Here is a 17,132-nt window from a genome sequence, read left to right as displayed (position 1 = left end):
CAATACTGCTCTGATCTCTACCAGAAGTTGCACGCCAAACATGGAATCAGGTGCTCGATGACCGACGGGTATGACTGTTATCAGAACGCTTTGGCAGAGCGTGTGAACGGGATCTTGAAGACAGAGTTTCTGCTTCACCGACCTAGAGATCTGGCCGAGGCGATTCGAATGGTCGACGAGTCGATAAGCATCTACAACAGCAAACGTCCGCACCTATCGTTGAAATGCAAAACGCCCGATGCGGTGCATCGGGCGTTTTGAGGGTGAAACAGGTGTAAACCTATTTCAGGACTAGACACTGGCGATTCTTGACACTGTCCGGTCAGCTTCTCTAGGATGCTGCCATGCGCCGATTTAAACAGCTACTTGCGGGGCGCCAGGTGACTCATTCAGTTGCCGATAGAAGCTTGAAACAGGCTTCGAAATACCGCTAAAGCGCTGGTTCGGTGTTGCCTCTCACCTGCCATGCAGACTTTTGAGGCAGAGACACGACACAATGAATGCATTGAACCCCGTTGTACGCCCCGCGCCGATTACGGCACATCTCACCCAGCGCAATCCAAAAATCCTGCTTGGCGGTAAACATCAGCCGACGCTGTTGCGTTACCTCGATGGCTGGCCACGTCGCACCGGCGGTCCGGCAGCATTCCTGATCCAGTTTGTCGAAGATGGCGAGTCGCTGGAGCGCTTCGCGACTGACAGTTTCGATCTGGCGGTGATTCAGGCACCCAGCGCCGAGGACGCGCCTGAAGTGATCAGGCAACTGACCCGCGTCGCGCGCCAAGGGCTGATTGCCCGCTGCTGAGGCTCAGGGCGCTGCGACTTAGAGCGCCGCGGCTCAAAAATAGTCGATCGCCACGATATACACGCACTGTTCACCGGTGGGTGTCTGCACTCGCACTTCGGCGTCCAGTGCCTTGCCGATCAAGGCGCGGGCCAGCGGTGAGTCGATGCTGATCAGGCCTAGCTTCAGGTCCAGCTCATCCGGGCCGACGATGCGATAGCGCGACTCTTTGCCGTCCTCGTCTTCGATCGTGACCCAGGCGCCAAAGTAGACCTTGTTCGGATCGCTGGGCTTTTCACTGACCACCTTGAGCGCTTCCAACCGTTTGGTGAGAAAGCGCACACGGCTATCGATCTCGCGCAGCATCTTTTTGCCGTAGGTGTATTCGGCGTTTTCCGAGCGATCGCCCTGGGCCGCCGCCTCGCTGACCGATTGCGTCACTTGCGGTCGGCGCACATGCCAGAGCTCATGAAACTCGGCGCGCATCCGCGCTTCACCTTCGGGGGTGATCAGCGCGGTGCCGGCGGTGCGGGGAGGGCGATAACGGCTCATGGCGACTTCTTGTGGTTGAGTTCTTGAATCGGGTTTTTAAACAAGCGTACTTGAGTTTATCAACCCTCGCGCAAGACTGTCAGCGGGCTGGCGTTCAAGGCGCGGCGCGTGCCGAACACACCGGCACCGCCGATCAGCGCCGCGCCGATCAGCGGCATGACCAGCAGCCATGGATGCGGATGCCAGGGCAGATCGAAGGCGTAGCGGTAGAGCACCAGGCTCACCAGTTCCGAGCCCAATGCCGCCAACAGCCCGCTGACCGCGCCGAGCAAACCGAACTCGATCCGCCGCGCCCTGACCAGCAACTGCCGTTCGGCGCCCAGCGCTCGCAGCAATGCGCCTTGGCGAATACGTTCATCGAGGGTGGCCTGCAAGCCGGAGAACAATACCGCCATCCCCGCCGCCAACACGAACAACAGCACGTACTCCACTGCCAGGGTCACTTGCGCGAGAATGCTGCGTAACTGCTCCAGCAACGCTTCGACTTGCAGGATGGTCACCGCTGGAAAACTGCGGGACAGGTCGACGATCTGCTGGTCGTGACCGGGTGCCAGATAGAAACTGGTCAGGTAGGTCGCCGGCAAATCCTTCAAGGTGCCGGGTTGGAAGATCATGAAAAAGTTCGGCTGGAAGTTGTCCCAGTTGATCTCCCGCAGGCTGGTGACTTTCGCCTCCCGATTGACCCCGCCAACGCTAAACACCATGTGATCGCCGAGCTTGAGCTTGAGGCTTTCGGCAACTTTGCCTTCCACCGAAACACCGGGTAGTTCATCCGCCGGTTGCTGATCCCACCAGTTGCCGGCGGTGAGCTTGTTGCCCGCCGGCAGGTCCGCCGCCCAGGTCAGGCTCAGGTCGCGTTGAATGGCCCGGTCACCGGCCGAGTCCTTGCTGACGATCTGCTGCACCGGTTTGCCATTGATGCTGATCAGCCGTCCCGGCACCACCGGGTACAGCGGTGCCGATTGTGCTGACAGCTCCATCAACCGATCGCTGAAGGCTTGTTTGTCCGCCGGCAGAATGTTCAGGGCGAAATAGTTCGGGGCATTTTTCGGCAACTGGTTTTGCCAGGTGTCGAGCAGCTCGCCACGCAGCAAAGCGATCAACGCCATCGACAGCAGAATCAAGCCGAAGGCCAGGGATTGACCCGCCGCCGCCAGTGGATGGCGCAACAGTTGGCCCAACCCCAGACGCCATGGCAATGAGGCGCGGGCCAGCATCCGGCGCAGGCTCTTGAGCAGCAGCAAGAGCAAACCGCCAAGCACCAGTGCCGCGATCACGCCGCCGCCGAGCAGGGCGAAAGTCAGCACCAGGTCCAGGCTCAAACGCCACATGATCAGGCCGAGGGCGCCCAACGCCGCGCCATAGACCATCCAGGTGCTGGAGGGAATCGGTAGCAAGTCCCGGCGCAATACCCGTAGCGGTGGGACTCGCCCCAAAGCGGCCAACGGCGGCAGGGCGAAACCGGCCAGCGCGACCAGCCCGGTGCCGATCCCCGCAATGGCCGGCAACAGGCCTCCCGGTGGAACGTCAGTCGGCAGTAAATCATGCAGCAGCGCAAACAGCCCGAGCTGCGCCAGCCACCCAAGCAGGGCGCCGCTGATGCTGGCGAGCAGTCCGAGAACCGTCAGTTGCAGACTGAACAGCACCATGGTTTCCCGGCGGGACAGGCCCAGACAGCGCAGCAATGCACTGGCATCGAATCGGCGGGTGGCGAAGCGTGTCGCCGACAACGCCACCGCCACGCCGGACAGCAGCACCGCTACCAGGCTGGCCATGTTCAAGTAACGTTCGGCCTTGCCCAAGGCACCGCCGATCTGCCGATTGCCATCGCGGGCATCCTGGATGCGCTGGTTGGCGGCCAGGCCTGGCTTGATCAATTGACGATAGGTTTCCAGCGCCTGGGCGTTGCCGCGCCAGAGTTCGCGGTAACTGACCCGGCTGCCGGGTTGCACCACGCCGGTCGCCTCGAGGTCGCTGAGATTGATCAGCACCCGTGGCGTCAGGCTGTAGAAGTTACCGGCGCGATCCGGTTCGTAGGTCAGCACCCGCGCCAGTTTCAGGGTTTTCATGCCGACATCGATGCTGTCGCCGATCTTCAAGTCCAGCGCAGTCAGCAGTCGCGCTTCAACCCAGGCTTCGCCGGGTTTCGGACCGCCACCGGGTGCTTCCTGCGCGAACGGCGCGGGGGCGCTTTTCAGTTCGCCGCGCAACGGGTAGACGTCATCGGCGGCTTTGATGCTGGACAGCTGAATGCCGTTGTCGGTGGCAATGACACTGGAAAATTCCACCACCTGAGCATGTTCAAGGCCCAGCTCGATGCCACTATTGATCTGTTCCGGCCGCGCCGGCGAACTGCCTTCCAGCAACAGGTCGGCGCCGAGAAACTCGGTGGCGCGCAGCATCATGGCGCCGTTCAGGCGGGCGCCGAAGTAACCGATGGCGGTACTCGCCGCCACGGCCACCAGCAAGGCGAAGAACAACACGCGCAACTCACCGGCGCGGGCATCGCGCAGCAGTTGGCGAATGGCGAGACTGAACAGGCGCAACAGCGGCAGGCGTGCCATCAAGGCTCCAGAGGGGCGACCAGCAGGCCGGCTTCAAGGCGGATCAGGCGCCGGCAGCGATGTGCCAGGCGTTCGTCATGAGTTACCAGCACCAGGGTGGTGCCGCGTTCCTTGTTGAGTTCGAATAGCAGATCGCTGATGCGCTCGCCAGTGTGGCTGTCGAGGTTGCCGGTGGGCTCATCGGCGAACAACACATCGGGCTCGGCGGCGAAGGCACGGGCAATCGCCACACGCTGCTGTTCGCCACCGGAGAGCTGGCGCGGCGAGTGGGTCAGGCGTTGACCCAGGCCGACCCGTTGCAACAGCTCGGTGGCGCGCTCACGGGCGTCTTTGCGGCCGTCGAGTTCCAGCGGCAGCATGACGTTTTCCAGGGCGTTGAGGCTGTCGAGCAGTTGAAAGGATTGGAAGACAAACCCCACGTGCTCGGCGCGAATGCGCGCGCGCTGGTCTTCGTCGAGATTGCTCAGGCCTTGGCCGGCGAGAGTGACTTCGCCGCTGCTCGGCAGGTCGAGGCCGGCAAGCAGACCGAGGAGGGTGGATTTGCCGGAACCGGAGGCGCCGACAATGGCCAGGCTATCGCCCTTGTTCAGTTCCAGGCTGAGTTCGTGCAGGATAGTCAGTTCACCTTCCGCGCTGGGAACCACTTTGCTGAGGTTCTTCGCGGTGAGAATGCTTGCGCCCATGGAGAATCCGATGCGTGTGTGGTTTTTGAGTGCTGGCCTGGCCTTGATGTGCATGGCCCAGAACGCAGCGGCGGGTACAGTCCTGATCGTTGGCGATAGTATCAGCGCCGGTTTCGGCCTGGATACCCGGTTGGGGTGGGTGTCATTGCTCGAGCAACGGCTCAAGCACGAAGGTTTCGACGATAAGGTGGTCAATGCATCCATCAGTGGCGACACCAGTGCCGGAGGCCGGGCACGCCTGCCGGCGCTGCTTGCAGAGCATAAGCCTGAGCTGGTTATCCTCGAGTTGGGGGGCAATGACGGACTGCGCGGAATGCTGCCAACACAATTGCAACAAAATCTTGCATCGATGATCGACAGCTCCCGCGCCAGTGGTGCCAAGGTACTGCTGCTGGGCATGCAGTTGCCGCCCAACTACGGTGCGCGTTACACCCAGGCATTTGCCGAGGCTTTCACCAAGGTGGCCGACGAGAAAAAAATCCCGTTGGTGCCGTTTTTTCTCGACGGCGTGGGCGGTCATCCAGACCTGATGCAATCCGACGGCCTGCACCCGGCGGCGGGGGCTCAGGGCAAGTTGCTGGAAAATGTCTGGCCGACACTGAAACCGCTGCTTTGACGCTTTTCTAGCGGCGGCGTTTCGGCTAAGGTGGCGCCCCCGATTTGGAGGCCCCGATGCCGCGTCCCGCCTGGTCCCTTTTTGCCTATCAACTGATCGAGCCTGACGAACAGCTGGATCTGTTCGCCTGCCAGGAAGTGCGGGTGCATCTGGTGACCCGTCAGCTGGAACTGGGCGGCTCGGCGGACCGAACCCTGTGCGGCAGCCTGTTGCCGGCGCAACCACGCTGGTCGAGCGTCGATCGCACGGTCTTCCAGGACCAGCGCCTGTGCTCGCTGTGCCGGGCCATTCTGGAATCGCAAAAACGCGGCACTTCGCCGATCTGGCCTGAGTTGCGGTTCGAGCTGTAGCTCCCTTGCCACAGGAAAGCTTCCACCACAGGTAATCCCCCTCGCCGCAGGTCTTGCATCTCCCCGAAATAACGGGCGGCGGTGTACAATCGGGTTTTTATACCCTTGTCGATCATGCGAAGGATTTTCCGGATGTTGCCGCGCTTTCCCGCCGTCACCCGCTGCCTGTCTCTTGCTGCGCTCTGCGTGGCGGGTCCCGTTGCAGCATTGGAGTTGCCCCTGCCACCACCCGGTGAAGACATTGTCGGCCAGGTGCAAGTGATCAAGGCCAAATACGAAGACACCTTCGCCGACCTTGGCACCACCTACGACCTGGGCTATTTGGAAATGGTCGCGGCCAACCCTGGCGTCGATCCATGGCTGCCGGGCGCCGGTACCGAAATCGTCCTGCCGACGCGCTTCATCCTGCCACCTGGCCCGCGTGAAGGCATCGTCATCAATCTGGCTGAATACCGCCTCTACTACTACCCGAAAGGCCGGAACGTGGTGTACACCTTCCCGCTGGGTATCGGCCGTGAAGGCTGGGGTTCGCCGATTGCCCACACCAGCATCGTCGCCAAGACGCCGAACCCGACCTGGACCCCTCCAGCGTCGATCAAGGCTGAGCACGCCGCCGATGGCGACCCACTGCCGAACGTAGTGCCGGCCGGCCCGGATAACCCGCTGGGGCCATTCAAATTCACCCTGGGCACTCCGGGGTACCTTATCCACGGTTCGAACAAGAAGTTCGGCATTGGCATGCGTACCAGCCACGGTTGCTTCCGCATGTTCAACAACAACGTGCTGGAAATGGCCAGCATGGTGCCGGTAGGGACGTCGGTTCGCATCCTCAACGATCCGTACAAGTTCGGCCTCAGTGGCGGCAAGGTTTATCTGGAAGCGCACACGCCGCTGGATGACAAGGGCAACCCTTCGGTGGTCGACAAGCACACCGCCGTGATCAATGCGATGCTCAAGCGTGAGGACATCACCAACAACTTGCGCATGAACTGGGATGTAGTGCGCGACGTGGTCGCCGCTGAGGATGGCCTGCCGGTGGAAATCGCCGTGCCGAATACGTCGGCACCGATGGTCTCGAGTGCGCCGATCGACCTGCAGCAGTAACGCGTTAAAGCAACCCGCCGATGCAGGCCGCATCGGCGGGTTTTTTATGGCCTGCAGAAACCTCAGGCAATAAAAAAGCCGACCCAAAAAATGGATCGGCTTGATAACAATCCCGAAGGATTATTACTTGCGGCTAGCTTTTTCCAGCATGCGCAGAGCACGCTCGTTAGCTTCGTCAGCAGTCTGTTGTGCTTTTTGAGCAGCAGCCAGAGCTTCATCAGCTTTACGGTAAGCTTCGTCTGCACGAGCTTGGGAGCGAGCTGCTGCGTCTTCAGTAGCAGTCAGACGTGCTTCAGTTTCTTTCGATACGCTGCTGCAACCGGTAGCCAGAACTGCGGCCAGAGCCAGAGCAGAGAATTTCAGAACGTTGTTCATCGTGTTCCCCTTCAAGGACTTTCTATTAAGTAGCTGTCTCCTCAGAGTGAGGAAATAGCCGGCGTACATACTACCCATTACTTGTAGTAAGTAAACTGACGTAGCGCAAGAAGCAAAAAAAATTGTAGGCGTTGATTCTTTTTCGAGCAACTTTTAACTGCGTTGTATAAAAAATATCCAGCTACGAGGCCCGAACTGAGCGAGCCGTTGGGAAAAAGTTCCCTGGCTCGGCGGCTGTTTTTTGGTCTTGCCCAAAGTCCGTCTAGATGGGTTTGTCTACACTTGTGTTCGAATTTTGCGCAGCCTCTCGCATATCTTTATCCATGTTGAGGTGACTTAAACAAAGGGCGCTCGTCTTAAGTCTCAATATCCGGCAATGTTCAGGCTTTGACCCGTTCGGTCGAGCCGTTCCTGCGTAATCCGCGGCAACACCCGCCACCCGATGCACAATGACGAGCGTCCCTTGAGCATTTTTGCCAATGGTGCCTACTATTTGATACGTGCTCGGTTGCGCGAGATTGGTGCGGCTCTCTCGGTGTCCATTCAGGCACGGGGTGGCGTAGTTGTTCCTTCGCCGGAAAAACATCGGTAAGGTAGGGGTCAGAATTAAAGACCCGCGAGGAGTAGTGATGAGCGAGGCGTTGTCCATCCACCATGACCAGGCTGGTCATCAGTTCGAGACCACTGTGGACGGTTATCGTGCCTACCTGACCTATATGGATCTGGGAAAACAGACCCTGGATATTTATCGCACTTTTGTGCCCAACGCGTTGCGTGGTCGCGGCATTGCGGCGGCTTTGACCGAGCAGGCGCTGCAATACGCTGATGAAATGGGCTACACGGTGATTCCATCGTGCTCCTACGTGGAGCGCTACATGGAGCGTCATCAGCGGCATGCTGCCAAGCTGTGAGCAAAACCAACGCATAAAAAAACGCCAGGTTCAAACCTGGCGTTTTTTTATGCGCGAAACGGCGATCAGCTGCGATTGCGTTTAGGCAACACGTCCTTGAGCTTGGCATGCATGCTGCGCAAGGTGTTTTCAGTGGCAGTCCAATCGATACAGGCATCGGTGATCGACACGCCGTATTGCAGGTCGGCGAGGTCTTTCGGGATTGCCTGGCAGCCCCAGTTCAAGTGGCTCTCGACCATCAGGCCGATGATTGACTGGTTGCCTTCGAGGATCTGGTTGGCGACGTTCTCCATCACCAGCGGTTGCAGGGCCGGATCCTTGTTGGAGTTGGCGTGGCTGCAATCGACCATGATGTTCGGCTTGATGTTGGCCTTTTTCAGCGCTTGCTCGCAGAGCGCGACGCTGACCGAATCGTAGTTCGGCTTGCCGTTGCCACCGCGCAGTACCACGTGACCATAGGCGTTGCCCTTGGTGGTGACGATCGATACGCCACCTTCCTGGTTGATGCCCAGGAAACGGTGCGGGCTGGAAACCGATTGCAGGGCGTTGATGGCCACCGTCAGGCCGCCATCGGTGCCGTTCTTGAAGCCGACGGCCGAAGACAGGCCGGAAGCCATTTCACGGTGCGTCTGGGATTCGGTGGTGCGTGCGCCGATCGCCGACCAGCTGATCAGGTCCTGCAAGTATTGCGGGGAGATCGGGTCGAGGGCTTCGGTTGCGGTCGGCAGGCCCATCTCGGCCAGGTCCAGCAGCAACTGACGACCGATGTGCAGGCCATCCTGAATCTTGAACGAGTCGTCCAGGTACGGATCGTTGATCAAGCCTTTCCAGCCAATGGTGGTGCGTGGCTTCTCGAAATACACGCGCATGACCAGATACAGGGTATCGGACACTTCGGCCGCGAGCACTTTCAGGCGCTCGGCGTATTCGTGGGCAGCCTTGATGTCATGGATCGAGCACGGCCCGATCACGACGAACAGGCGGTGGTCGGTGCCATCAAGAATGTTGCGAATGACTTCGCGGCCCTTGGTGACGGTGCGCAGGGCAGCGTCGCTCAGAGGGATATCACGCTTGAGCTGATCGGGAGTGATCAGGGTCTCGTTGGAGGCGACGTTTAGGTCGTTGATCGGTAAATCAGCCATCGTTTACTCGTCAGGTCACGGGTGCCGGCCGCCAGCGAGCCCGCGCGGCGGAGCACAGCAAATTAAGCGCGTCGGGGAGCAGAACCTTAGCGCGTTACACCGTGGCTCGACAATGGGCAGACACCGGTTTAATGGGCATTCCCCATCAGTTTCCCCCACCGTGGCGGGGAAACTGATGGGGAATGCACCCTAACCGGCCATTGGCTGCGCAAATGCCTTGCTGACCGTATCGTGGGAGAACTCGTCGGCGTGCTGCTGGACCCACTCGAGGGCCAGGGTCTCATTGTTCTGCTGTTGGCTTTGGGGTTCATGCTGACGGCAGTAACGTTCGATCTGGCAGATCTGCTCACCCATCCGCGCGCAAAACAGCGTCTGTTCGTCGACGAAGGCGATCCCCACCAGATAGCCGCGTTTGCGTCGCAAGCACCACGCCACATAACCCAGGAAACGCAAGTCCGGGTTCAGGGTCGGCATGCGTATTTCCAGCGCCGTACCGTGGCGCCACGCGCGGTGGTAATTGCAAGCCATGCCGCCGAGGCTGATAGTGTGCAGCTCTTGCCGCGAAATACACTCATGTTTGAGCAACGTTAATTCGACGGGCACATCGTCAGGATGAGGAAGATAACGTCTCATGAACACGGACTCCCTGTGTCGGCCACTTGACACTGTTTCTCCCAGTATAGTGGTCGAATTGGAACTGACCGATTTCGACGCCGACCAACGGTTGCTGGCAATGAGCGGCATTTCACTGGTGATTTTTACCAGCGTCGGCTGTGCCAGTTGCCGTTTTGCCCGCGAGCAGTTGCCCTGGCTCGCACTGGCGGTCGATCGGCTGTGCTGGATCGATGCCGGAAGCAATGGCGGGGTGGTTGAGCGTTATCGGGTCTTTCATTTGCCGGCACTGTTTGTGGTGCGCGACGGTGAGTATTTCGGGGCGTTACAGTCGCGCCTGACCCGCACAGCGCTCAACGAGGCTGTGGAGCAGGCGTTGAATCGACCAGCAGAGGAGCTGCCATGACAGGCACAGTGGCCAAGCCGACAATCGGCATTATCGGTACCGGCGCGATCGGTGGTTTCTACGGGCTGATGCTGGCGCGTGCCGGCTTCGATGTGCATTTTCTGTTGCGCAGCGAGTTTTCAGCGGTGGCCGAACGCGGCTTGCATCTTGACCATGCGTCGTTGGGCCCGCTGACCCTGAACCCGGTCCAGGCCTATTCGTCGGCTGCCGACATGCCGCCCTGTGACTGGCTGCTGGTGGGCGCCAAGACCACCAGCAACGCGGACCTGGCACCGGCCATTATTCAAGCCGCGGCACCTGATGCCAAAGTGCTGTTGCTGCAAAATGGCCTGGACGTCGAAGACCATCTGCGCGAGTTGCTCCCCGATTCGCTGCACCTGCTGGGCGGGCTTTGTCTGATCTGCGTCCATCGCGCCGGCCCCGGGGTCATCACCCATCAAGCGCTGGGGGCGGTGAATGTCGGCTACCACAGTGGCCCCGCCGCCGATGCACAGGTACGCATGAACATCGTCGAGGAGGGCGCCGGATTGTTCCGCACGGCCGGTATCGACGCCCAGGCCATGCCGAATCTGCAGCAGGCGCGCTGGCAGAAACTGGTCTGGAATATTCCCTACAACGGTCTGTCGGTGCTGCTCGGGGCCAGCACCACACCGTTGATGGCGGATGCCGACAGCCGCGCGCTGATTCAGGCCTTGATGGCCGAAGTGGTTCAGGGGGCCAAGGCTTGCGGTCATGACATGCCGCCGGGTTACGCCGATTATCTGTTCATGATGACCGAGAAAATGCCCGACTACTGGCCGAGCATGCATCACGATTTTCTGCACAAGCGGCCGCTGGAACTGGACGCCATCTACACTCGGCCACTGGCAGCGGCGAAGGCGGCGGGATGTGAGTTGCCGCGAATCGAGGCCTTGTATCGCAGCTTGAGTTTTATCGACCGACGTAACCACTGAGTCGGTCAAGAAGGGGGAAGGGCATGGCAAATGTCATAGACGACAAACTGGTGCTGGCGATTTCTTCGCGAGCGCTGTTCGACTTGAGCGAGAGCCACAAGGTCTATCTGTCGAGCGGCGTCGAGGCTTATCGGCAGTACCAGATCGAACACGAAGACGAAATTCTCGAGCCCGGCGATGCGTTCCCGTTGGTGGAAAAACTCCTGAACCTGAATACCCGTCTCGGCCGTGCCCGGGTCGAGGTGATCCTTGTGTCGCGTAACAGCGCCGACACCGGCCTGCGGGTTTTCAACTCGATTCATCACTATGGCCTGTCGATCTCGCGTGCGGCGTTCGTCGGCGGGCGCAGTCCTTATCCGTACCTCAAGGCTTTTGGTTGCGACCTGTTTCTCTCGACCCATGCCGAAGATGTGCGCAATGCGCTGGAGGCCGGATTCGCCGCAGCGACTATTCTATCGGGCGGTGCCAGTCGCGCCGCCAGCGATGAATTGCGCATTGCCTTCGACGGTGACGCGGTGCTGTTTTCCGACGAGTCGGAGCGGGTCTATCAGTCGGGAGGCCTGGCGGCGTTTCAGGCCAGCGAGCGTGAGGCGGCCCGCGAGCCTTTGCGTGGCGGGCCGTTCAAAGGTTTCCTCGCGGCGCTCAATCTGTTGCAGCGCGAGTTTCCGGATGATGCCTGTCCGATCCGTACCGCGCTGGTGACCGCGCGATCGGCGCCGGCCCATGAACGGGTGATCCGTACCTTGCGCGAATGGGACATTCGTCTGGACGAATCGCTGTTTCTTGGCGGCTTGACCAAATCAGCTTTTCTCGAAGCCTTTGCCGCCGACGTATTTTTCGACGATCAGGCAGGCCATTGCGAACTGGCCCGCGAAGTGGTCGCCACCGGGCACGTGCCCCATGGCATCAGTAACGAACCGTCGGTTTAAAGCCCGGCGGTTCAATACGTTGCGCCGGGCGCCGCACTCGCCACGGCACTGCTAAGCTGAATCAATCTCCGCCATGTTGGCATTTGAGGAGGTCATATGATTCGTTCGATGCTGTATGCCACTGACTTGGGTCTGTACGCACCATTGGTGATGCAGCATGCCTTGGAACTGGCTCGAACATTCAATGCCGACTTGTATGTGGTGCACGCGGTAGAGCCCATGGGGCTGTTTGCCGAATCCGTGTTGCAAAGCTATCTCGACGAGAAGGCCTTGAACGAATTTCACAGTCAAGGTCTGAACAATGTGATCGCCAATATTCAGCAACGGGTGCTCGACAACTTTCGCGAAGAGCTGGGGGATGAAGGAGAGCAGGATTTGCAGCGGATTCAGGCTGTGCGGGTGCTGCAGGGCGATCCGTCGCAGGTGATTCTCGACCAGGCGCAGAAACTCTCTGTCGATTTACTGATCGTAGGGAGTCACAGCCATGGTGCTGGCGCGGAAACGCCGTTGGGTCGAACCGCTGCGCGCGTGTTGCAACTGGCCAGGGTGCCGGTCTATCTGGTGCCGCTGGTAGAGCGTCGCCGCAAAGAGGATCGCTAGAACACGAATAATGGCATTTTGACAAAAAAGTTCTAGATTTATTGGTCTAACCATTAATATAGTTATATACCGTCGCTGATGCCCGTGGCGTCTACCTGCTTTGAGGGATTCATATGAAGCTTCAACAACTGCGCTACATCTGGGAAGTGGCGCACCACGACCTCAACGTTTCTGCTACAGCCCAAAGCCTCTACACCTCGCAACCGGGCATCAGCAAACAGATTCGTCTGCTGGAAGACGAATTGGGGGTCGAGGTTTTCGCCCGCAGCGGCAAGCATCTGACCCGCGTTACCCCGGCCGGCGAGCGCATCATCACCACCGCCGGTGAGATCCTGCGCAAAGTTGAAAGCATCAAACAGATCGCCCAGGAATTCTCCAACGAGAAAAAAGGCACCCTGTCGATCGCCACCACCCACACCCAGGCGCGTTATGCATTGCCACCGGTGATCAGCAATTTCATCAAGCAATACCCGGATGTTGCCCTGCACATGCACCAGGGTTCGCCGATGCAGATCGCCGAGATGGCTGCGGACGGCACCGTCGATTTCGCCATCGCCACCGAAGCCCTGGAGCTGTTCGGTGATCTGGTGATGATGCCGTGCTATCGCTGGAACCGCTGCGTGGTCGTGCCTCAGGGCCACCCGCTGACCAAGCTGTCGAAGCTGACCCTCGAAGCCCTGGCCGAATACCCGATCGTGACGTACGTATTCGGCTTCACCGGCCGTTCGAAACTCGACGAAGCCTTCAGCCACCGTGGCCTGACACCGAAAGTGGTGTTCACCGCCGCTGACGCCGACGTGATCAAGACGTACGTTCGCCTGGGGCTGGGTGTGGGCATCGTGGCGAAAATGGCGGTCGATACCAAGCTCGATAGCGACCTGGTGGTGCTCGATGCCAGCGAGTTGTTCGAATCCAGTATTACCAAAATCGGTTTCCGTCGCGGCACTTTCCTGCGTGGCTTCATGTGCGACTTTATCGAGAAGTTCGCTCCGCACCTGACCCGCGAAGTGATGGCCAAGGCCATTCAGTGCCACAACAAACAGGAACTGGAAGAGCTGTTCGACGGCGTCGAACTGCCGGTCCATTAAGCGTCAACAGACGCTAGATCACCTCGGTGACAGCAAACTGTTGCCGAGCGCCCGCCACCAGAATCTCCACTTCATCCCCTTCGAACTTGCCCAGCAGGCTTTTACCCAGCGGCGAACGAGGGGTGATGACGGTAATCAGTTGCCCCACCAGATCAATCTTCAATCCGGCTGCGTCGGGGGCCAGGAACAGCCATTGTTCGCGACCCTTTTCGTCTTCCAGGCCGAGCAGGGCGCCGACCTCGATGCCGCGCCGCTCGTCATAAGGCCGCAGTGTCAGGTTCTGGCAAAGGGTCAATGACAGCCTGATTTCTTCCACTCGCCTGGCCTGCCCGGCCGCCAGATAAGACGCCTCCAGCCCCAGGGTGTCGTACTTGTTTTCGGCTATGTTTTCTTCGTGGGTCGCGGTTTCGTAAGCGGTTTGCGCGGCACGCTCGGCGATGTCGAGATCGATCCGCAGCTTGTCGATAATCAGTTGGTGGACGGTCGGCTTGTGCATAGAGAGCTTCATGATCAATCGCAGAATTGCAGGACGTTGGCGCGGCTTTTTTCGCTCGGCGCGGTCTGGTCCTGTTGCAGCCAGAACTGACATTTTGGATTGGCCAGATTGTGTTTGCTGCTTCTGGCCTGTTCCACCATTTGCTGCTGATCGTTCCTGCGCAGGTGTTCCTCGTACTGTTCGAACATCGGGTTTTGCGCAGCGGGTTGTTCAATCACCGGCGGCTTGGCCTGTTGCTCCACCGCCTGGGCCAAGGGTGCCAATTGCTCGTTGAACAACAGGCGCCAGGCGAGCCAGCAAGTCAGTGCGATCGCGATAAATCCCAGCCACAAACCGAGGGCGATGCTGCCGGTCAGTTGCAGCGCATTGAGCTGGATCGGCATGGAGCGGCGCGGGTGGGGACGGTAGGGCATGACTGCCTCCTGGCGGGTGGTCGCGGGCGAGTGGCGATTGTCGCACGAAGATTAATCGTCGTCGGCTCTTCTGCGCGGGGTAATTTATGCGGACAATCGGCGCTTTTGCCAACGGGAACCTGGGATGCCTGAAATGAAAACCCGCTGGGATATTTTTTGCACCGTGGTCGACAATTTCGGCGACATCGGTGTGACTTGGCGTCTGGCCCGCCAACTGGTGGCCGAACATTCAGTGACGGTGCGCTTGTGGGTCGATGACCTGCGGGCCTTCGAGCGGTTGTGTCCAGAAATCGACATCCACGCTACGCAGCAGTGGCAGCAGGGTGTCGAGGTGCGGCAGTGGTCAGCGCACTGGCAACCCACCGAAGCCGCGGATGTCGTTATCGCCGCGTTCGCCTGCCAGTTGCCGAGTGCTTATATGGAGGCCATGGCCGAGCGGGAAAAGCCGCCGCTGTGGATGAACCTCGATTATCTGAGCGCCGAAGACTGGGTGGTCGGTTGTCACGGCTTGCCGTCGGTGAAGTACAAGAACGTGCAGAAGTTCTTTTTCTTCCCGGGTTTTCGCAAGGGCACCGGTGGCTTGCTGCGTGAGAGGGGATTGCTCGAGCGGCGTCGGCAGTTTCAGCAAAGTCCCGAGGCTCAGCGAGAGTTCCTGCAAGGCCTGGGGGTTGAACGCGCCCCGAATGCGCAGCTGATCTCGCTGTTCGCCTACGAGAATAACGGGCTGGCCAGTTGGCTCGACGCCATGGCTGCCGACTCGACGCCCACTCATCTGTTGGTGCCCGAGGGGCGGATTCTCGGCGACGTCGAACGCTGGCTCGCAGTGGACGGGCTGACGGCCGGCGCGGTGCATGTGCGCGATGCCCTGACTGTGCAAGTGCTGCCGTTCGTCCGGCAGGATCAATATGACCTGCTGCTGTGGAGCTGCGATTTCAACGCCGTGCGCGGCGAAGATTCCTTTGTTCGCGCGCAATGGGCAGGCCGGCCACTGCTCTGGCACATCTATCGGCAGGACGAAGATATCCACCTGGACAAGCTCGACGCCTTCCTGACCCTGTACACCCAAGGCCTGTCCAAACCTGCTGGCGAAGCGATCAGCGGTCTATGGCGGGCATGGAATGCAGGTGAGACAATGGGCGAGTACTGGAAATCAACCCGCAAACATTGGCCGGAACTGGAAAAACATGCCGAGGCGTGGTGTCTGGAACAAGCCTTGCAGGCAGATCTTGCCGCAGCGCTGGTACAGTTTTACCTAAATTGGATATGATACGCGGCCTAGATTTTTGTAAATCCCATCCAAATTCGGATATTCGCAATGAAAACTGGTAAAGAACTGAAACCCGGTATGGTGATCCGTATCGACAACGATCCTTGGCTGGTTCAGAAAGCTGAATTCACCAAGTCGGGTCGTAACAGCGCGATCATGAAGACCAAGCTGAAAAACCTGTTGACCGGTTACAAGACCGAGACCGTTTACAGCGCCGACGACAAACTGGACGACGTGATCCTCGACCGCAAAGAAGCGACCCTGTCCTTCATCAGCGGCGACTCCTACACGTTCATGGACACCACTGACTACACCATGTACGAGCTGAACGCTGAAGACATCGAAGCCGTTCTGCCTTTCGTTGAAGAAGGCATGACCGATGTTTGCGAAGCGATCTTCTTCGAAGAGCGTCTGGTTTCCGTAGAACTGCCGACCACTATCGTGCGTCAGGTTGACTACACCGAAGGCTCCGCTCGCGGTGATACTTCCGGCAAGGTGATGAAGCCTGCCAAACTGAAGAACGGTACCGAGCTGTCGGTTGCTGACTTCATCGAAATCGGCGACATGATCGAGATCGATACCCGCGAAGGCGGTTCCTACAAAGGCCGTGCTAAATAAGCACCGCTTGAGGAATGAAAAAGCCCGACCATTGAGTCGGGCTTTTTTGTGGGCGAATGATCAAGATCAGTGATTAAACGGCAACGTGCAGGCGCACATCGACGTTGCCACGCGTGGCGTTGGAGTACGGGCAGACCTGGTGGGCGGCGTCGACCAGGCTTTGTGCATCGGCTTGTTCAAGGCCCGGCAGGCTGATGTGCAGGTCGATGTCCAGGCCGAAACCACCAGGGATCTGGCCGATGCCGACATGGGCGGTGATCGAGGCGTCGTCGGGGATTTTGCGTTTGGTCTGGCTGGCGACGAATTTCAGCGCGCCGATGAAGCAGGCGGAATAGCCGGCGGCGAACAATTGTTCAGGGTTGGTTGCCGCACCGCCGGCGCCACCGAGTTCTTTCGGGGTCGCGAGTTTGACGTCGAGGACGTTGTCGCTGGAGATCGAACGACCGTCACGGCCGCCGGTGGAGGTTGCGATTGCGGTGTAGAGAGTTTGCATGGTGTGAGCCTCGTTTCGGATTGGGTGTTTCGCGCTAAATGTTTGAGCGCTAAGTAAGTGCGAAGTGAATGTAGCTCGCTAATATTTAGCGCGCAAGATAAATTTTTGAAAAAAACTGACCCTGCCCATCACCTGGAGATTCGATCAGGCGGGAGATGCTTGAGATAGAGGCTTTC

22 protein-coding genes are annotated in these 17,132 nt (G+C 59.3%); 13 read left to right on the top strand and 9 right to left on the bottom strand.

Annotated elements, in window-relative coordinates:
• Together F475_RS25615 and F475_RS25610 are read left to right on the top strand one after the other, a co-directional pair.
• Positions 1-261: integrase core domain-containing protein (locus F475_RS25615; protein ID WP_019020896.1), on the top strand; the 261-nt coding region annotated here is incomplete at its 5' end.
• Between the two features lie 235 nt (positions 262-496).
• The gene (locus tag F475_RS25610) at positions 497-805 is read left to right on the top strand and encodes a hypothetical protein (RefSeq protein WP_007939981.1); all 309 of its coding nucleotides are present in this window, start codon (positions 497-499) and stop codon (positions 803-805) included.
• A 33-nt stretch (positions 806-838) separates the two neighbouring features.
• Here F475_RS25610 and greB read toward each other — a convergent pair whose 3' ends face one another.
• Genes greB through F475_RS25595 form a run of 3 tightly spaced genes read right to left on the bottom strand, consistent with a single transcriptional unit; the run spans position 839 to position 4,583 of the window.
• A complete protein-coding gene (gene greB / locus F475_RS25605) occupies positions 839-1,336 on the bottom strand; it encodes a transcription elongation factor GreB (RefSeq protein ID WP_018929803.1) in 498 nt (165 codons plus the stop codon).
• A gap of 59 nt (positions 1,337-1,395) precedes the next feature.
• Entirely contained in the window at positions 1,396-3,900 is a 2,505-nt protein-coding gene (locus tag F475_RS25600; protein ID WP_111455038.1) for an ABC transporter permease, read from the bottom strand.
• The gene (locus F475_RS25595; protein WP_007939984.1) at positions 3,900-4,583 is read right to left on the bottom strand and encodes an ABC transporter ATP-binding protein; all 684 of its coding nucleotides are present in this window, start codon (positions 4,581-4,583) and stop codon (positions 3,900-3,902) included. Before F475_RS25595 ends, F475_RS25600 begins: the two co-directional genes overlap by 1 nt.
• A 10-nt stretch (positions 4,584-4,593) precedes the next feature.
• On the opposite strand from F475_RS25595, the gene F475_RS25590 reads away from it, so the two are divergent.
• The 3 genes from F475_RS25590 to F475_RS25580 all read left to right on the top strand — a co-directional run bounded on the left by F475_RS25590 (position 4,594) and on the right by F475_RS25580 (position 6,653).
• Complete coding sequence (locus tag F475_RS25590) at positions 4,594-5,199, top strand: arylesterase (protein ID WP_018929801.1); 606 nt, start codon at positions 4,594-4,596, stop codon at positions 5,197-5,199.
• A 56-nt stretch (positions 5,200-5,255) separates the two neighbouring features.
• Positions 5,256-5,549, top strand: coding sequence for a hypothetical protein (locus F475_RS25585; RefSeq protein ID WP_007899882.1), 294 nt, complete (start codon positions 5,256-5,258; stop codon positions 5,547-5,549).
• Between the two features lie 132 nt (positions 5,550-5,681).
• The gene (locus tag F475_RS25580; protein ID WP_018929800.1) at positions 5,682-6,653 is read left to right on the top strand and encodes a L,D-transpeptidase family protein; all 972 of its coding nucleotides are present in this window, start codon (positions 5,682-5,684) and stop codon (positions 6,651-6,653) included.
• 123 nt (positions 6,654-6,776) lie between these two features.
• On the opposite strand, the gene oprI is transcribed toward F475_RS25580, so the two are convergent.
• Positions 6,777-7,028 (bottom strand): outer membrane lipoprotei OprI, encoded by a 252-nt coding sequence (oprI, locus tag F475_RS25575; protein WP_003172710.1) that lies wholly within the window; start codon positions 7,026-7,028, stop codon positions 6,777-6,779.
• A gap of 629 nt (positions 7,029-7,657) precedes the next feature.
• Here oprI and F475_RS25570 point away from each other — a divergent pair.
• The gene (locus F475_RS25570) at positions 7,658-7,939 is read left to right on the top strand and encodes a GNAT family N-acetyltransferase (protein ID WP_007939987.1); all 282 of its coding nucleotides are present in this window, start codon (positions 7,658-7,660) and stop codon (positions 7,937-7,939) included.
• A gap of 65 nt (positions 7,940-8,004) precedes the next feature.
• On the opposite strand, the gene F475_RS25565 is transcribed toward F475_RS25570, so the two are convergent.
• On the bottom strand, positions 8,005-9,081 hold the full coding sequence (locus tag F475_RS25565) for a 3-deoxy-7-phosphoheptulonate synthase (protein WP_111455036.1): 1,077 nt from the start codon (positions 9,079-9,081) through the stop codon (positions 8,005-8,007).
• Positions 9,082-9,270: 189 nt separating this feature from the next.
• Positions 9,271-9,714 carry a PilZ domain-containing protein gene (locus F475_RS25560; protein ID WP_081625788.1) on the bottom strand — a complete coding sequence of 148 codons (444 nt, stop codon included), beginning with the start codon at positions 9,712-9,714 and terminating at the stop codon, positions 9,271-9,273.
• Between F475_RS25560 and F475_RS25555 the strand changes: the two genes are divergently transcribed.
• From F475_RS25555 to cysB, 5 genes are all read left to right on the top strand, one after another.
• On the top strand, positions 9,713-10,099 hold the full coding sequence (locus tag F475_RS25555) for a co-chaperone YbbN (RefSeq protein WP_111455034.1): 387 nt from the start codon (positions 9,713-9,715) through the stop codon (positions 10,097-10,099). The genes F475_RS25560 and F475_RS25555 overlap by 2 nt on opposite strands.
• Complete coding sequence (locus F475_RS25550) at positions 10,096-11,052, top strand: putative 2-dehydropantoate 2-reductase (protein ID WP_064616717.1); 957 nt, start codon at positions 10,096-10,098, stop codon at positions 11,050-11,052. Before F475_RS25555 ends, F475_RS25550 begins: the two co-directional genes overlap by 4 nt.
• A gap of 23 nt (positions 11,053-11,075) precedes the next feature.
• The gene (locus F475_RS25545; protein ID WP_018929795.1) at positions 11,076-11,981 is read left to right on the top strand and encodes a 5'-nucleotidase; all 906 of its coding nucleotides are present in this window, start codon (positions 11,076-11,078) and stop codon (positions 11,979-11,981) included.
• A 96-nt stretch (positions 11,982-12,077) separates the two neighbouring features.
• Positions 12,078-12,581 (top strand): universal stress protein, encoded by a 504-nt coding sequence (locus F475_RS25540; protein WP_007939995.1) that lies wholly within the window; start codon positions 12,078-12,080, stop codon positions 12,579-12,581.
• Positions 12,582-12,694: 113 nt separating this feature from the next.
• Positions 12,695-13,669 carry an HTH-type transcriptional regulator CysB gene (cysB, locus tag F475_RS25535; protein WP_007899921.1) on the top strand — a complete coding sequence of 325 codons (975 nt, stop codon included), beginning with the start codon at positions 12,695-12,697 and terminating at the stop codon, positions 13,667-13,669.
• A gap of 13 nt (positions 13,670-13,682) precedes the next feature.
• Here the strand turns inward: cysB and F475_RS25530 are convergent, their stop codons facing one another.
• Together F475_RS25530 and F475_RS25525 are read right to left on the bottom strand one after the other, a co-directional pair.
• A complete protein-coding gene (locus F475_RS25530) occupies positions 13,683-14,165 on the bottom strand; it encodes a GreA/GreB family elongation factor (protein WP_111455033.1) in 483 nt (160 codons plus the stop codon).
• Positions 14,166-14,179: 14 nt separating this feature from the next.
• Entirely contained in the window at positions 14,180-14,578 is a 399-nt protein-coding gene (locus tag F475_RS25525) for a hypothetical protein (protein WP_064616722.1), read from the bottom strand.
• A 124-nt stretch (positions 14,579-14,702) separates the two neighbouring features.
• Between F475_RS25525 and earP the strand changes: the two genes are divergently transcribed.
• Both earP and F475_RS25515 read left to right on the top strand, forming a co-directional pair.
• Positions 14,703-15,845 carry an elongation factor P maturation arginine rhamnosyltransferase EarP gene (gene earP / locus F475_RS25520; RefSeq protein WP_111455031.1) on the top strand — a complete coding sequence of 381 codons (1,143 nt, stop codon included), beginning with the start codon at positions 14,703-14,705 and terminating at the stop codon, positions 15,843-15,845.
• Between the two features lie 48 nt (positions 15,846-15,893).
• Positions 15,894-16,463 (top strand): elongation factor P, encoded by a 570-nt coding sequence (locus F475_RS25515; protein WP_007940000.1) that lies wholly within the window; start codon positions 15,894-15,896, stop codon positions 16,461-16,463.
• A gap of 73 nt (positions 16,464-16,536) precedes the next feature.
• Here F475_RS25515 and F475_RS25510 read toward each other — a convergent pair whose 3' ends face one another.
• On the bottom strand, positions 16,537-16,956 hold the full coding sequence (locus F475_RS25510) for an organic hydroperoxide resistance protein (protein WP_018930027.1): 420 nt from the start codon (positions 16,954-16,956) through the stop codon (positions 16,537-16,539).
• Between the last annotated feature and the right edge of the window lie 176 nt (positions 16,957-17,132).

Origin of the sequence: Pseudomonas sp. URMO17WK12:I6 (assembly GCF_003253625.1) — a bacterium.
Classification (GTDB): domain Bacteria; phylum Pseudomonadota; class Gammaproteobacteria; order Pseudomonadales; family Pseudomonadaceae; genus Aquipseudomonas.
The sequence above is the reverse complement of the archived record's forward strand: the minus strand, read 5'-3'. Positions and strand labels throughout refer to the sequence as shown.

Bases quoted from the DNA above. Each gene is read 5' to 3' on its own strand.
- F475_RS25610 (WP_007939981.1), top strand. From the start codon at position 497: ATGAATGCATTGAACCCCGTTGTACGCCCCGCGCCGATTACGGCACAT.
- greB (WP_018929803.1), bottom strand. From the start codon at position 1,336: ATGAGCCGTTATCGCCCTCCCCGCACCGCCGGCACCGCGCTGATCACC.
- F475_RS25600 (WP_111455038.1), bottom strand. From the start codon at position 3,900: ATGGCACGCCTGCCGCTGTTGCGCCTGTTCAGTCTCGCCATTCGCCAA.
- F475_RS25595 (WP_007939984.1), bottom strand. From the start codon at position 4,583: ATGGGCGCAAGCATTCTCACCGCGAAGAACCTCAGCAAAGTGGTTCCC.
- F475_RS25590 (WP_018929801.1), top strand. From the start codon at position 4,594: ATGCGTGTGTGGTTTTTGAGTGCTGGCCTGGCCTTGATGTGCATGGCC.
- F475_RS25585 (WP_007899882.1), top strand. From the start codon at position 5,256: ATGCCGCGTCCCGCCTGGTCCCTTTTTGCCTATCAACTGATCGAGCCT.
- F475_RS25580 (WP_018929800.1), top strand. From the start codon at position 5,682: ATGTTGCCGCGCTTTCCCGCCGTCACCCGCTGCCTGTCTCTTGCTGCG.
- oprI (WP_003172710.1), bottom strand. From the start codon at position 7,028: ATGAACAACGTTCTGAAATTCTCTGCTCTGGCTCTGGCCGCAGTTCTG.
- F475_RS25570 (WP_007939987.1), top strand. From the start codon at position 7,658: ATGAGCGAGGCGTTGTCCATCCACCATGACCAGGCTGGTCATCAGTTC.
- F475_RS25565 (WP_111455036.1), bottom strand. From the start codon at position 9,081: ATGGCTGATTTACCGATCAACGACCTAAACGTCGCCTCCAACGAGACC.
- F475_RS25555 (WP_111455034.1), top strand. From the start codon at position 9,713: ATGAACACGGACTCCCTGTGTCGGCCACTTGACACTGTTTCTCCCAGT.
- F475_RS25560 (WP_081625788.1), bottom strand. From the start codon at position 9,714: ATGAGACGTTATCTTCCTCATCCTGACGATGTGCCCGTCGAATTAACG.
- F475_RS25550 (WP_064616717.1), top strand. From the start codon at position 10,096: ATGACAGGCACAGTGGCCAAGCCGACAATCGGCATTATCGGTACCGGC.
- F475_RS25545 (WP_018929795.1), top strand. From the start codon at position 11,076: ATGGCAAATGTCATAGACGACAAACTGGTGCTGGCGATTTCTTCGCGA.
- F475_RS25540 (WP_007939995.1), top strand. From the start codon at position 12,078: ATGATTCGTTCGATGCTGTATGCCACTGACTTGGGTCTGTACGCACCA.
- cysB (WP_007899921.1), top strand. From the start codon at position 12,695: ATGAAGCTTCAACAACTGCGCTACATCTGGGAAGTGGCGCACCACGAC.
- F475_RS25530 (WP_111455033.1), bottom strand. From the start codon at position 14,165: ATGCACAAGCCGACCGTCCACCAACTGATTATCGACAAGCTGCGGATC.
- F475_RS25525 (WP_064616722.1), bottom strand. From the start codon at position 14,578: ATGCCCTACCGTCCCCACCCGCGCCGCTCCATGCCGATCCAGCTCAAT.
- earP (WP_111455031.1), top strand. From the start codon at position 14,703: ATGCCTGAAATGAAAACCCGCTGGGATATTTTTTGCACCGTGGTCGAC.
- F475_RS25515 (WP_007940000.1), top strand. From the start codon at position 15,894: ATGAAAACTGGTAAAGAACTGAAACCCGGTATGGTGATCCGTATCGAC.
- F475_RS25510 (WP_018930027.1), bottom strand. From the start codon at position 16,956: ATGCAAACTCTCTACACCGCAATCGCAACCTCCACCGGCGGCCGTGAC.